The sequence below is a fragment of the Vibrio fluvialis genome (genome assembly GCF_900460245.1).
Classification (GTDB): domain Bacteria; phylum Pseudomonadota; class Gammaproteobacteria; order Enterobacterales; family Vibrionaceae; genus Vibrio; species Vibrio fluvialis.
Window position 1 is genome coordinate 182,276 of sequence record NZ_UHIP01000002.1, and the last position, 12,887, is coordinate 195,162.

A 12,887-nucleotide genomic window follows, 5' to 3' on the forward strand; every position below is an offset into this window, starting at 1 on the left:
ACCGCAGGGTGCCCTTTAAACCAATGATGCGCTGATAACGCAAGTCGCTTAGTGGACTTTAAACTGCCCGACCACGTGGGACAGCCCGTTTGAAGTGTCACCCAGCTCTCGGCTGATAAGGTCAGTATCCGACGCGTTCTGGTTCAGTTGTCCAATCAGACTCTGAATCGCTGCCATGTTACGGCTGATTTCGCCCGTCACCTGACTTTGCTGCTCAGCAGACGTCGCCATCAGCGTGTTGAGGTCGTTGATCTCCACCACCGATGTGGTCACCGTGTTGAGTGACTCCATCACTTTGTGGGTACTGTCCGATGTCGCTTCACAGCTGCGACGAGTCGATTCCATCTTGTTCACCACATTGTCGCTGGTCTGACGCAGTTTCGACAGCATATCGTTGATCTGCGCCGTGCTTTGCTGCGTGCGGGCTGCCAATGCGCGAACTTCGTCAGCGACCACCGCAAAGCCTCGGCCCTGCTCACCTGCACGTGCCGCTTCGATGGCCGCATTGAGTGCCAGCAGGTTGGTCTGCTCAGCGATGTCGCCAATTACCTGCAATACGGTGCTGATTTGCTTGGTGTCTTCGCTCATGGTGCCGATGGTGTAAGACATTTCCGCTACGTCCGATTCCAGCTCAGTCACGCTGTTCACCGCATCGTTGACGGTGTGTTTCGATTCGTCTGCGTAGGTGTTGGTGCGCTCGGTGAGCTTGGCAGCGTCTGCCGCACTCTGCGCGATGGAAGCCGCCGTCGCACTCATCTCTTCAATCGCCGCAATCACCTGCTCAGTTTCAACAGTATGCGACTGCAACATGTGAACGTTTGAAGCAGACTGACTGGACAACTGATTCACCGCACCATCAATTTGTGATGATGAACTGGAAACCTGAATGAACATGCCTTGCAGCTGCTCAATGAAGCGGTTGATCGACGAAGAGATCTGACCGATTTCATCTTTCGAGGTGACGTCAAGACGCTGAGTCAAATCACCATTGCCCTGCGACAGATCTGCAACCAGATCTTTCAAACGCAGTAACGGTTTAAACGCGAAATGCAGCATCAACACACTCAGAGCAATGATAATCGCCGCACTGATCAGCAGCGCCAGCGTGATCATCCAGTTGAGACTGTTGGTGTTCGCTTGAATCTTATCCAGATCAATATAACCCGTCAGTGTCCAGTTCTGGTCACCCACTTTCACCTGACGAGAGATGGGGATCAGGTTGGTGCCGGTTTTGTTGGAGAAAATGGTGACGTTGTTGCTGGATGTCAGTTCCAGGTAGCTCCCTTCGAGCGCGTAATTCTTCAGTACGCTGGTCAGCTCATTCAGATCGAGTACAAAGAAGTTCACCGAATCATCGACCTTCTTCACCGAAATGGTAAGCATCGGGTGGCCATCTTCCATTTCTACCGGACTGATGGTTGGCTCCATGCTTTGCGTTTCTGCCAGATCGATGTACTTCTGCGCTTTGGCTTCATCCATCGAACCTGTGTCATCAAATGCATAACCACTCACAATCTTAATGATGCGGTAAAAGCCGGAATTCTCTTTGGTATCCACGATATCCATCATACTAAAGTTCAAGCTGCTCGCGAGCGAGAGCTTAGAGCCCAGTTCAGTATTCAGTTTGTGGTCTACTAAATCGATATTGTGCGTAATGTTCTTAGTGTCGGACTCGTAAATGTAGCCACTGATAAAGTGGTTAACACTCAGATACGAAACCAGAATGGTGACCGTTATAAGCGAAACGATTAAAAGTATAAGTTTGTTTTTAAAGGAAAAGTTTTGCATGACACTTTACATCCATCAAAGTGATCTTAGTCCATTGATATCCCACACATTGCAGTGCATCTGAAATGTAATGAAAATGTTTCTTATATTCATGTAAACAACATGCTATGCGACCTTTGTTTTTCATGCAAATACTAAAGTCGAATATTCTGCCACTTGTTGTGCTTAAAATAGTCGAACAGATGATCAATTAGGCTACGGACCGCAGGAGCAAGATGTTTACGTGACGGATAGAGTGCATAAATATCCATCGTAGTCGGCTGCCATTGAGGTAGAACCTGCACAAGTTCGCCCCGCTCCAGCGCACTGGTGACCAGATAGGTGGGCTGCATACTCACTCCCATATCCAGCATGGCCGCACTGAGCAGCGTGGTGGCTTCGTTGGCGGTCAGCGCGCAGTGCACTTCCACCGCCGCTTGTTCACTGCCGCGGGTAAGATTCCACACATGACGGTCAAAGTTCTTGTAACCCAAGCAGCGATGCTGCGCTAAGTCTGATGGAGTATGAATCTCGCCTGCCTGCTGAAGATACCTCGGCGATGCCACCAGCATTGACTCACAACGCCCTATCCGGCGGCCGATGAGCGACGGATCCGGATTGGCCGCAATACGAATTGCCAAATCTATGCGTTCCGTTACCAGATCTGCGGCTCTGTCCTGCACATCAATGTCGATCTCCACCTGCGGGTGCTCAGCCAGAAACGAATTAACGGCCGGGATCAACTGAGAAAAGCCAAACGACATACTGGTCGCGAGGCGTATTTTGCCACGCAATTCATCGCGGTTGAGCAAGCGGTGTTGCAGCCCTTCTGCCTGCTCCACCCAGAGCTCGACCTCGCTCAGACACTGCTCTCCCGCCGTTGTGAGCGACACTTTGCGCGTGGTGCGGTTCAGCAGGCGCACATTGAGCCAGCTCTCCATCGCATCAATGTAACGCGTCACCATCGGCCGTGACATCTCCAACCGATCGGCGGTCGCGGTAAAACTGTTGGTCGTCGCGACATCAATAAACACTTTGGCTGCAATCAGTCTGTCCATAATTGGCTCGATTTAAGAAACAATGATGCTAATTATTCGCTATATATCCGAACAAGTCCAATGCGTAAACTGCGTCCATCAACTCAACGAAGTGAACAGGACAACCTAATGAAAACCACACTTGCATTAAGCACAACCCTACTTGTTTCTGGCGGCGCGCTGGCGGCACAACCTTTGACGCTGGATATCTACAATGCCGATGGCAACAGCTTCCATGTCAACTCAACTCTGGTTTATGGTGAAACCGAAGCGATGGTGATCGACACTGGCTTTACCAAAGCCGACGCACTGCGCATCGCGGCCAAAGTGGCCGATTCTGGTAAGAAACTGACCACCATTTTCATTAGCCAGGCGGATCCGGATTACTACTTCGGTGCTGAAGTGCTGCATGAACTGTATCCGGACGCAAAAGTGCTGACTACGCCTGCGGTGCGCGCCACGATTGAAGAGAATCTGGCTGGCAAACTGGCGTTCTGGGCGCCGAAAATGGGCAGCAACGCGCCGGTGAAACCGGTATTGCCGACTGCGTACAACGGTCACACACTGAACATTGATGGCCGCACCATTGAAATCCGCGGCAACGAAGGCGAACTGAATCATCGTCCATACTTGTGGATTCCGGCAAATCAGGCGATTCTGGGCAACGTTGCAGTATACGGTAACGTGCATTTATGGATGGCCGACGCGCAAAGCGATGCAGAGCGTCAGGCATGGACCCAGCAGTTGTCTGATATGGCAGCGCTGAAACCGAAAATGGTCATTCCGGGCCACATGATGCCGGGCACAAAAACCGACAGCAGCGCGATCAAATTCTCACAACAGTATCTGGCTGATTTCACGAATGCGAAAGCGCACAGCAAAAATAGTCAGCAGCTGATCGACGCCATGCAACAACGTTATCCGACCGCAGGTCTGCCGATGGCACTGGAAATCGGCGCGAAAGTACACACAGGAGAGATGCAATGGTAACGGCCCACTATATTTTCGACCCGATGTGCGGCTGGTGTTACGGCGCCACCGCACTGATGCAGGCTCTGGCCGCTCACCCTGAGGTGAATTTGGTGATGCATCCGGGTGGCATGATGACCCGCAGCGCGCTGAGTGATGATTTTCGCCAGCACATTCTGGAAGCGGACCAACGCATCGCGGGCCTTACCCGCCAACCGTTTGGTGATGCGTATATCGCCAGAGTGCGCAGCGGCGAAACCATCATGCTCGATTCTTATCTCACGGCTCAGGCTATTCTGGCTGCGCAGCTGACAGGTCAGTCGCCGTTCGAGATGCTGAAACGCATTCAGGCAGGCCACTACGTCCACGGCTTAGCCGTCGCGGAACGTGACGTGCTTGATGCCCTCGCAGCTGAAATGGGCATTGACGCCGAAAGCTGGCAGCAGGCAATGCAAGAGGCAAAAGCTTCGCTCATGCCAGAAATCGAACGCACCCAGATGCTGATGTCGCAATGGGGCTTGGGCGGTTTCCCGTCACTGGTGTTGGAACAAAACGGTCAGTTCAAATCCGTTCCGGTCAGCCACTACTATGGCCGGGAACGTGACTGGGATGCCCTGTGGCAATCCATCACTGCCAATTCGTAACCCTTCTTTCACAACGCACCGCTCTCGGTGCGTTTTTTTGCTTCTGCCTCTCCGCCTGCTCACAATCTCACCAACGCCTGACTTTTTTCGAGTCATATCACTTTTTCTGTTGAATCTGAATCGGCTTCGCCTTAATTTATGGACGTCTAAACATCTTTACGTTTAAACATCTAATAAAAATAATGAGGTTCTTACTATGTCAAATCATGCTGTCAGTGTTCTCGATGGGGGAATGGGTCGAGAGTTGGAAAAACGTGGCGCGCCGTTCCGCCAGCCTGAGTGGTCAGCACTGGCAATGATCGAAGCACCAGAAATCGTACGGGACGTTCACCGTGCGTTTATTCAGAGCGGTGCCGAAGTGATCACCACCAACAGTTATGCTCTGATTCCGTTCCATATTGGCGAAACCCGTTTTCATCAGGAAGCCCAGCTTCTTGCACACCGCGCGGGCGATGTCGCGTGTCAAGCCGTGCAACTGGAAGGCAAAGCGACTCGCGTTGCAGGTTCAATTCCGCCTCTGTTTGGTTCATACCGTGCCGATCTGTTCGATGCCACGCGTGTTGAAGAAATTGCCACGCCGCTGATTAACGGGTTGGCGCCGCATGTTGATTTCTGGCTGACGGAAACTCAAAGCCTGATTGCCGAATCGGTGGCCGTGAAAGCCCTGTTGGATGAGCTGGATACACAACACAAACCGCTGTGGGTATCGTTCACCCTCGAAGATGCAGAGCCCACTGATGTGCCGCGCCTGCGCTCGGGCGAAACCGTTGCCGATGCCATTCACGCCATGATCACACTGAACGTCAGCGCGATTTTATTCAACTGCTGCCAGCCGGAAGTGATTGAAGAAGCCCTCACTATCGCGGCCAGTATTCTCAAAAAAACCGGCGCACAGCAGATTCAGCTGGGCGCTTACGCCAACGCGTTTCCCCCTCAACCGAAAGATGCCACTGCCAACGATGGCCTCGACGAACTGCGCGCCGATCTCACCCCTCCAGCTTATCTGCTGTGGGCTGAAAAATGGCAACAGCAAGGCGCCAGTCTGATTGGCGGCTGCTGTGGCATTGGCCCTGAGCACATCGCGACGCTGAGCCAACACTTCAGCCACGCTGGGTGATGGCATGCAGAACACACAAAAAATTGGCCTGACGGCGCTGACCGCTCTGGTGTTTAGCTCCATGGTTGGCGCAGGCATTTTCAGCCTGCCGCAAAACATGGCCGAAGTGGCGGGCGTCGATGCGATTCTCACTGGCTGGCTCATCACTGGCGTGGGTATTCTGCTGCTGGCGGGCTGCTTTCTTCATCTGTCGCGCCTGAGACCGGATCTCGATGGTGGTATCTACACCTACGCGCGCACTGGCTTTGGCGATATCGCGGGCTTTCTTTCTGCCTGGGGTTACTGGCTGTGCGCCACCATTGGTGTGGTCGGCTATTTGGTGGTGGCCTTTGCCGCCGTCGGCGCGTTTGTGGATACACCCGATTCGGTATTATTCGGCGACGGCAATACGCTCCCGGCGTTCATCGGTGAATCCATCATTTTGTGGTCAGTACATTACCTGGTGCTGCGCGGCGTGAAACAAGCGGCGTTCATCAACCTGCTTGCCACATTAGCCAAAAGCCTGCCGCTGATTGCGTTTATCGTTCTGGCTTACCTGGCTTTTGAGCCAGAGACCTTCAACTTCGATCGCTCTGGCAGCACGCTCGGCACCCCGTTTATGGAACAAGTGAAAAGCACCATGCTGATCACGCTGTGGGTTTTCACGGGCATTGAAGGCGCGATCGTGTTGTCGATTCGAGCCAAGCGCCGTGAAGACATCGGCAAAGCGACCTATCTCGGAGTGGTATTCGCGCTGGTGTTGTACGTGGCGATTACGTTGCTCTCTCTGGGTGTGATGAGCCGCGGTGACGTGGCAGCGCTGAGTAATCCGTCGATGTCTGGCCTGATGGCGCACATGAGTGGCAGTGTCGGTCAATGGGTCATTAGCCTCGGGCTGATTGTGTCGGTGCTGGCCTCGTATTTGAGCTGGATTCTTTACTCCGCCGAAGTGCCGTGTACCACTGCGCAACATGGCGCATTTCCGCGCTTTTTTGCTCAGCAGAATGAGCAAGGCACATCGACCGCTTCTCTCACTCTGACCAGCCTGACGGTGCAACTCTGTTTGGCGCTGATTTTGTGGACGGGCGAGAGCTACAACACCTTGGTGTTGGTCTCTACCTCAATGATTCTGGTGCCGTACTTTTTGGTGGGCGCATATCTGGTGAAAGTCGCCTTTGAGCAGCGCTGTCGCTGGCCAATCAAAGCCATCGGTCTGGGCGCCAGTGTGTATGGTTTGTGGCTGATCTATGCCGCGGGGCTGAATAGCCTGGCGCTGTCGACCTTACTCTACATACCGGGATTGATGGTGTTTTTCTACAGCCGCCACAAGCATCGCCAACTGGCACTGCAACCTTAACCCTGCTCTTTCGTTTGCTCTGCCCTTTGCTTGTTGAAGGGCAGACGCGCACTGCTTTTTGCATCGTCATTCAGCTCCTGCGCCAGTTGCTTCCATCCGCTCACTTCATCACGGAAATAGCGCACTTGCTTCGGTGTCGCTAAACGCACAATCTGCACCACGTATTTGTCGCTGATGCTGTCGTTATACTTTTGCTTCGCTTTCAGCACCGGACTGTAGTACTGCTCCGGCTCAAACAACAAGGCTTGCAGATGAGTGCTGAACCTTGACTCCTCATGGCGCTCATCAAGCAGGGTTCTGAGCTCATTGCGCAGACTGGCCTGAAACGCCATCCAATCGTTGGTGGTCACCTGCACCTCATTGGCCCACTGCTTCACCAGTGTTTGCTGCACTGGAGTCAAATCGCCCAGCCATTGCTCCATCCGTTCGGAGATGCGTTCGACGTAACGGCCGCGGATCTGAGGCTCACTGAGCCCCTGATATTTATCGGCGAATTTCTGATGGCGCTTGGCCACACCCTGCAAAAACTCCTCAGCCTGCGCGTCACTGAGGTTATTGGCTAGCTGATAAACGTCGGGAAGAAACTTACTCAGCAGACGCTGATAATGGTCATTGATCAACGCTTGCTGCTGCTTGAGATCCTGCTCGGTAAAGCTCGCCGGGTCGAGTGCTAGCCACTGATCGAGCTGCTCAATGTAAGCGGGCAGCTCGGCACTCTGGTGCCACTGGCTGAGCAGCATGATGCGATCGCTCAACCTATCTTCCTGCTCGTCGGTCAAATCAACGTAATCTTCCAGATAGTCAATAACGATCCAGTCGATATTGTGATAAACAAATTTAGTGCCGCACCCCACCAGCACCAGCGTGCTGAGCAAAAGCGCTATCCATTTCGCCATGACGTTTTATCCCTGTTGCTCTGTGAGTAAACATAGTCATTGAAAGCTTGTTGCGCGACCTTAACTCACCAATATGACCGTCAGGCGAATACGTTCAAACTGGCGTGAATTTTTTTCTCAATCAACGTGATGAGTTCACCGTTGAGCTCATTGAGTGCCGGTTCGACGTTTTTCGCCAGCGGTAGAATGATTTGAAAATCGTAGTGAATATCAAACCCCAGCGGCCTGACCACCACCCCTGCCCGTTTGGCATCACATGCAGAAACCGTATTAACAATCGACAGCCCGGTGCCGTTCGCCACCAGCCGAATCGCCATTTCGCTCAATGACACCGTCCAGATTTTCTTGGGCGTGACTTGCTGGTCAGTTAGGTGCTGAGTAATCAGATTGCGGCTCTGCTCCGCAGGCTCGCCACAAATCAGCGTTTCGTTCTCGAAATCGCTGATCTCAATCACCGACTTCGCCGCCAGCGGATGGTCAGCCGGGATCAAACAGACGCCCGGCAACGAATGCTGAAAGCTCTGATAACGGGGATCCAGCCGAGTGTCCGTCGTGATGCCAAAGTCAAAGCGCTGCGCCACCATATCTTCCGGAATCTGATTGGAGCGGTACGAATAGAGGCTGATTTCCAGATCCGGAAACTGCTGGGCCAGTTGTGCGGCAGCCTCCGGAACCAGACTCATGGCAAACGAAGGCATGCTCACCACGCGCAGTTGGCCTGTCGCCTGTTCTCTCAGCCGATCGGCAAACTGTCGCAGGTGATTAAGACCTAAGTAGACCCGGTCAACTTCGTCATAGAACAGAGTGCCACGCCTTGTCGGGAGCAGGCGATTATTGTGACGTTCAAACAATTCAAAGCCCAGGCGAGCTTCCAACTGCTTGATTAAGCGGCTGATAGCGGGCTGAGAAATCAACATCTTATCCGCCGCTTCCGTCGCACTGCTGGTCTTCATGATCCACATAAAGGCTTCAATCTGACTGTCCGTAAAACCCCGATGAGCCATAACTTTTCCTTATCGTCCAATAATCACAAGTCATTAGAAAGCGTAAAGGCAGCCAGTATACAGTTAAAAACAACAAAAATGTCACATTTGAACCCATATGCATAACATTTGGCTATGGGTAACACTTAGCAAAGGACGAGGCGATGATCGAAGAAATCTCCATCAATAATGAGCTGTTTACTGCCTGGCGACGCGACATTCACCAACACCCGGAACTCGGGTTTGAAGAACACCGCACCGCCCAAGTTGTCGCCGACAAACTGACCGAATGGGGTTTCGACGAAGTCCATACGGGGATCGCCACCACGGGCGTTGTGGGTGTGCTGCGAGGCCGCACCGCATCAACTCGCACCATCGGCCTGCGCGCCGATATGGATGCGTTGCAGATGACCGAGAATAACGACTTCGGCCATGCCTCTTGTCATCAGGGGAAAATGCATGGCTGCGGCCACGATGGGCACACCGCGATGCTGCTGGCGGCAGCCTGGTATCTGGCCCGCCACCGCAATTTCGCTGGCACCATTCACTTTATTTTTCAACCCGCCGAAGAAGGTTTAGGCGGAGCGAAAGTGATGATTGATGACGGCTTGTTTGAACGCTTTCCGTGTGACCGTGTTTACGGCATGCACAACATGCCGGGCATTCCCCAAGGCCATTTCTGGTTGCGTGAAGGGGCGCTGCTGGCAGGCTCCGATCGCTTCACCATTGAGATTCAGGGTAAAGGCGGCCACGCGGCCCTGCCGCAGCATGCCGTCGATCCGATGCTGGTTGTCAGCGCCATCATCAGCGGCGCACAAAGCATCATCAGCCGCAACACCTCGCCGCTCGACTCTGCGGTGCTGTCGTTTACCGATCTGCATGCGGGTTCCGGCACGTTCAACGTAATTCCAGGCAACGCGACCATGATGGGCTGTATTCGTACCTTTGATAACAGCGTACGCGAGCACGCTATCGAACGTCTGGAACAGCTGGTTGAGAGCACCGCGCGCGCTTATGGTGCCAGCGCGTCGGTAACCTTCCGTCCCGGCAGCTACCCAGCAACCATTAACGACGCTGATGCTACCCGCCTTGCCACCGAAGTCGCACGGCAAGTAGTAGGCGACGCGAACGTTAACCCCGACTGCCTGCCGCTGTCTGGCAGCGAGGATTTCTCATTCATGCTGCAAGCCGTACCGGGTTGCTACCTGCTGCTCGGCAATGGGTTGGAAGGCGAAACCGGTGGCATCTGCGTGCACAACCCTCACTACGATTTTAACGATGAAATCATTCCGGCTGGGGCGTCGTTTTTCGTGCGCCTGATCGAACGCGAATTGCCGACACAGTAATCCAGATTTATCCCAAGGAGAATTTTTCATGGAAGAAAGCAAAACCCTGACCTCCGGCAACAACTCCGGACTCATGCATCGCATTGCGAATATGGCGAATGCCTTACCGCATCCTTTCATCATGTTTTTCGCCCTGTTTGTCGCAACGTTACTGCTCTCGGCTGTGATGAGCGTATGGGCGGATCCGATTCATCACCCGGTGACCAATGAGCTGATTCAGGTACGTTCGCTGCTGAGCTGGGACGGCCTCAAGTTTATGGTTACCAAAGCGGTGACGAACTTTACCGGCTTTCGTCCGCTCGGCTTAGTGTTGATGATGGTGCTGGCGCTTGGTTTGATCCAAAAAACCGGTCTGGCTGACGCAACCATTAAGCGCATGCTGAGCAATGTCTCACCGCGCTTAATTACGCCTGCGGTCGTGATGACATCGATCATCGGTAACCTGGTTTCAGATGCCGCAGTGTTCCTCATTCCGCCGCTTGCGGCCATCATGTACAAAACCGTCGGTCGCAATCCGATTGCCGGTATTGTGGTGGCCTTTATCGCCATTTTCGCCGGATTCAGTGCCAACTTCTTTATCGCAGGGACTGACCTGCTGCTCTCCGGGATCTCTACCGAAGTGGTGCAGAGTGTGCGTCCCGGCTATGAAGTCAGTGTGTTGGCAAACTGGTTCTTTATGTGTGTATCCGTGCCGTTTATTACTTTGATCATCACAGTGATGAACGATAAATACACCGAGCCGATGCTGGCGCGTTTTCATGTGCAGGAGACTGGAAACAAAGACGCGCAGCATACCCAACTGACAGACATTGAACGCCGTGCACTGCGCAAAACCGGTCTGGTCGCATTGGGCTATGTCGCTGCGGTAGCGCTGCTGATTTTGCCGGAAACGTCGGGGCTGAGAAACCCGCAAGGTGGCCTGCTGCCTTCCCCGTTTATGAGCGGCTTGGTGCCGATCATCATGATCTTTTTCTGTTTGTGCGGCATCGTCTACGGGGTTTCGGTAGGCAAGATCAAATCGTCTGGTGACGTGCCGCGCTTAATGGAAGAAGCAATGCGCGAGATGTGTGGCTTTATAGTCATCGTTTTTATGGTGGCGCAGTTTATTGCGATTTTTAACTGGTCCAACTTAGCGATTGTCGGCGCGGTCAACGGCGCGGACTGGCTGCTGCACATGAATCTGCCTTCTACTCTGGTGCTGGTTGGTTTCATTCTGTTGGCGGCGGTGGTTAACCTGTTTATTTACAGCGGCTCTGCGCAATGGGCATTGATGGCGCCTATCTTCCTGCCGATGCTGATGTTGCTCGGCCTGGAGCCGGAAGCGATTCAGGCGGCTTACCGCATCGCAGATTCGTCTACCAACGTGATCTCGCCGATCAACCCGTATCTGCCACTGATTCTGGCAGTGATACAAAACTACAATAAGTCGTTCTCGCTGGGGCACCTGCTGACCACAGCCATGCCTTATTCACTGGCAATTCTGTTGGGTTGGAGCGCGCTTTACTTCGTCTGGTACGGTCTGGGCTTACCTTTTGGTTTGTAACCTTTGCTTATCGCTCACAAAACGCCTTGTATCCTTCCGGTTTTGTGAGCATTTTTCTTCCTCACCCTCGCGATGGCGAGCATAAAAAAGCCAGCTTTCGCTGGCTTTTTTCGTTAGGAGAGATTCCACAGTCTGGCGACGTTCTCGGCCAAATCGGCGAGGTTAAAGTCGGACTCTTTAAGCGCATCTTCCAGTGTCATGGCACGCGGCACGGCAGAAAACACCGCATCGATACCACATTGATACACCGCCTGGTAGTTGTCTCCGGTACAGCCGGAAAGCGCGATCACCGGAATATCAAACCGCTTGGCGACCTGTGCCACGCCCATCGGCGTTTTGCCGTGGACCGTTTGGCTGTCAATCCGGCCTTCACCCGTAATGACCAGATCCGCGCCCTGCACCAGCTCGGCCAGTCTGACTGTTTCAAGCACGATGTCGATACCCGGTTTGAGTACCGCTTGCGTGTAACCCAATAACGCAGCGCCCATACCACCCGCCGCGCCCGCGCCCGCCGTATCAATCACGCTTTTGCCGGTGGCGTGTTGGGTGAGCAAACCGAAGTTTTTGAGTGCGTCATCCAGCAATTCAACATCCGCCGGCGTTGCGCCTTTCTGTGGACCAAAAATAGCGGATGCGCCTTTCGGGCCACACAACGGGTTGTTCACATCGCTGGCGACCAGAATTTCACACTCGCTCAGCCTTGGATCGAGCGCGTCAATATCAATCTGCGCCAGCTCGGTCAGGCCTCCGCCCGTCAGCGCAATACTGTCGCCATCACGGTTGAGAAAGCGGGCGCCCAGCGCAGCCAGCATGCCGACACCAGCGTCATTGGTCGAGCTGCCGCCCAAGCCAATGATCAGCCGTTTCACACCTTGATCCAGCGCGTGACGAATCAGTTCGCCCGTGCCAAAACTGGTGGTCAGTTTCGGGTCACGTTGCGCCAGAGGCACATGGTGCAACCCACTCGCCGCCGCCATTTCAATCACCGCGGTCTGGCTATCGCCCAACATTCCGTAGAAAGCATCCACTGGCTTGTTTTGCGGTCCTTTCACTTTGAGATGCACCAGATAACCTTCGGTGGCATCCACCAGCGACTGAACCGTTCCTTCACCGCCATCAGCCACAGGTACTGAGACAAATTCTGCGTCCTGCCACACTCGTGCGAGTCCGGCATGGATGGCGTCACTGACCTGCTTCGCCGTTAAACTTTCTTTAAACGAATCTGGGGCGATAACCACTTTCATATCAC

Annotated in this window: 11 protein-coding genes; 6 read left to right on the forward strand and 5 right to left on the reverse strand. The window is 53.6% G+C overall.

Annotated elements, in window-relative coordinates:
* Positions 1-48 precede the first annotated feature (48 nt).
* Complete coding sequence (locus tag DYA43_RS15905; protein WP_020432632.1) at positions 49-1,788, reverse strand: methyl-accepting chemotaxis protein; 1,740 nt, start codon at positions 1,786-1,788, stop codon at positions 49-51.
* 134 nt (positions 1,789-1,922) lie between these two features.
* Positions 1,923-2,825, reverse strand: coding sequence for a LysR family transcriptional regulator (locus DYA43_RS15910; RefSeq protein WP_020432634.1), 903 nt, complete (start codon positions 2,823-2,825; stop codon positions 1,923-1,925).
* A 108-nt stretch (positions 2,826-2,933) separates the two neighbouring features.
* Here DYA43_RS15910 and DYA43_RS15915 point away from each other — a divergent pair, with 108 nt between their 5' ends.
* The 4 genes from DYA43_RS15915 (at position 2,934) to DYA43_RS15930 (ending at position 6,870) form a co-directional block, all read left to right on the forward strand.
* Positions 2,934-3,794: an MBL fold metallo-hydrolase gene (locus DYA43_RS15915; RefSeq protein WP_061055868.1), complete on the forward strand. Its 861-nt coding sequence runs from the start codon at positions 2,934-2,936 to the stop codon at positions 3,792-3,794.
* The gene (locus tag DYA43_RS15920) at positions 3,788-4,417 is read left to right on the forward strand and encodes a DsbA family protein (RefSeq protein ID WP_061055869.1); all 630 of its coding nucleotides are present in this window, start codon (positions 3,788-3,790) and stop codon (positions 4,415-4,417) included. Before DYA43_RS15915 ends, DYA43_RS15920 begins: the two co-directional genes overlap by 7 nt.
* A 196-nt stretch (positions 4,418-4,613) precedes the next feature.
* A complete protein-coding gene (locus DYA43_RS15925) occupies positions 4,614-5,534 on the forward strand; it encodes a homocysteine S-methyltransferase family protein (protein ID WP_061055870.1) in 921 nt (306 codons plus the stop codon).
* A 4-nt stretch (positions 5,535-5,538) separates the two neighbouring features.
* A complete protein-coding gene (locus tag DYA43_RS15930; RefSeq protein ID WP_061055871.1) occupies positions 5,539-6,870 on the forward strand; it encodes a basic amino acid/polyamine antiporter in 1,332 nt (443 codons plus the stop codon).
* Here DYA43_RS15930 and DYA43_RS15935 read toward each other — a convergent pair.
* Together DYA43_RS15935 and DYA43_RS15940 are read right to left on the reverse strand one after the other, a co-directional pair.
* The gene (locus DYA43_RS15935) at positions 6,867-7,766 is read right to left on the reverse strand and encodes a DUF6279 family lipoprotein (protein WP_061055872.1); all 900 of its coding nucleotides are present in this window, start codon (positions 7,764-7,766) and stop codon (positions 6,867-6,869) included. The genes DYA43_RS15930 and DYA43_RS15935 overlap by 4 nt on opposite strands.
* Before the next feature lie 80 nt (positions 7,767-7,846).
* Positions 7,847-8,770, reverse strand: coding sequence for a LysR substrate-binding domain-containing protein (locus DYA43_RS15940; protein WP_020332462.1), 924 nt, complete (start codon positions 8,768-8,770; stop codon positions 7,847-7,849).
* A gap of 143 nt (positions 8,771-8,913) precedes the next feature.
* Here DYA43_RS15940 and DYA43_RS15945 point away from each other — a divergent pair, with 143 nt between their 5' ends.
* Together DYA43_RS15945 and DYA43_RS15950 are read left to right on the forward strand one after the other, a co-directional pair.
* The gene (locus DYA43_RS15945) at positions 8,914-10,095 is read left to right on the forward strand and encodes a M20 aminoacylase family protein (protein ID WP_024374595.1); all 1,182 of its coding nucleotides are present in this window, start codon (positions 8,914-8,916) and stop codon (positions 10,093-10,095) included.
* Positions 10,096-10,123: 28 nt separating this feature from the next.
* Positions 10,124-11,638, forward strand: a complete 1,515-nt coding sequence (locus tag DYA43_RS15950; protein ID WP_061055873.1) for an AbgT family transporter — start codon at positions 10,124-10,126, stop codon at positions 11,636-11,638.
* A 113-nt stretch (positions 11,639-11,751) separates the two neighbouring features.
* Here DYA43_RS15950 and DYA43_RS15955 read toward each other — a convergent pair whose 3' ends face one another.
* Positions 11,752-12,882, reverse strand: a complete 1,131-nt coding sequence (locus DYA43_RS15955) for a glycerate kinase (RefSeq protein ID WP_020329856.1) — start codon at positions 12,880-12,882, stop codon at positions 11,752-11,754.
* Between the last annotated feature and the right edge of the window lie 5 nt (positions 12,883-12,887).

Coding starts and splice junctions, on each gene's coding strand:
- DYA43_RS15905 (WP_020432632.1), bottom strand. CDS start 1,788: ATGCAAAACTTTTCCTTTAAAAACAAACTTATACTTTTAATCGTTTCG.
- DYA43_RS15910 (WP_020432634.1), bottom strand. CDS start 2,825: ATGGACAGACTGATTGCAGCCAAAGTGTTTATTGATGTCGCGACGACC.
- DYA43_RS15915 (WP_061055868.1), top strand. CDS start 2,934: ATGAAAACCACACTTGCATTAAGCACAACCCTACTTGTTTCTGGCGGC.
- DYA43_RS15920 (WP_061055869.1), top strand. CDS start 3,788: ATGGTAACGGCCCACTATATTTTCGACCCGATGTGCGGCTGGTGTTAC.
- DYA43_RS15925 (WP_061055870.1), top strand. CDS start 4,614: ATGTCAAATCATGCTGTCAGTGTTCTCGATGGGGGAATGGGTCGAGAG.
- DYA43_RS15930 (WP_061055871.1), top strand. CDS start 5,539: ATGCAGAACACACAAAAAATTGGCCTGACGGCGCTGACCGCTCTGGTG.
- DYA43_RS15935 (WP_061055872.1), bottom strand. CDS start 7,766: ATGGCGAAATGGATAGCGCTTTTGCTCAGCACGCTGGTGCTGGTGGGG.
- DYA43_RS15940 (WP_020332462.1), bottom strand. CDS start 8,770: ATGGCTCATCGGGGTTTTACGGACAGTCAGATTGAAGCCTTTATGTGG.
- DYA43_RS15945 (WP_024374595.1), top strand. CDS start 8,914: ATGATCGAAGAAATCTCCATCAATAATGAGCTGTTTACTGCCTGGCGA.
- DYA43_RS15950 (WP_061055873.1), top strand. CDS start 10,124: ATGGAAGAAAGCAAAACCCTGACCTCCGGCAACAACTCCGGACTCATG.
- DYA43_RS15955 (WP_020329856.1), bottom strand. CDS start 12,882: ATGAAAGTGGTTATCGCCCCAGATTCGTTTAAAGAAAGTTTAACGGCG.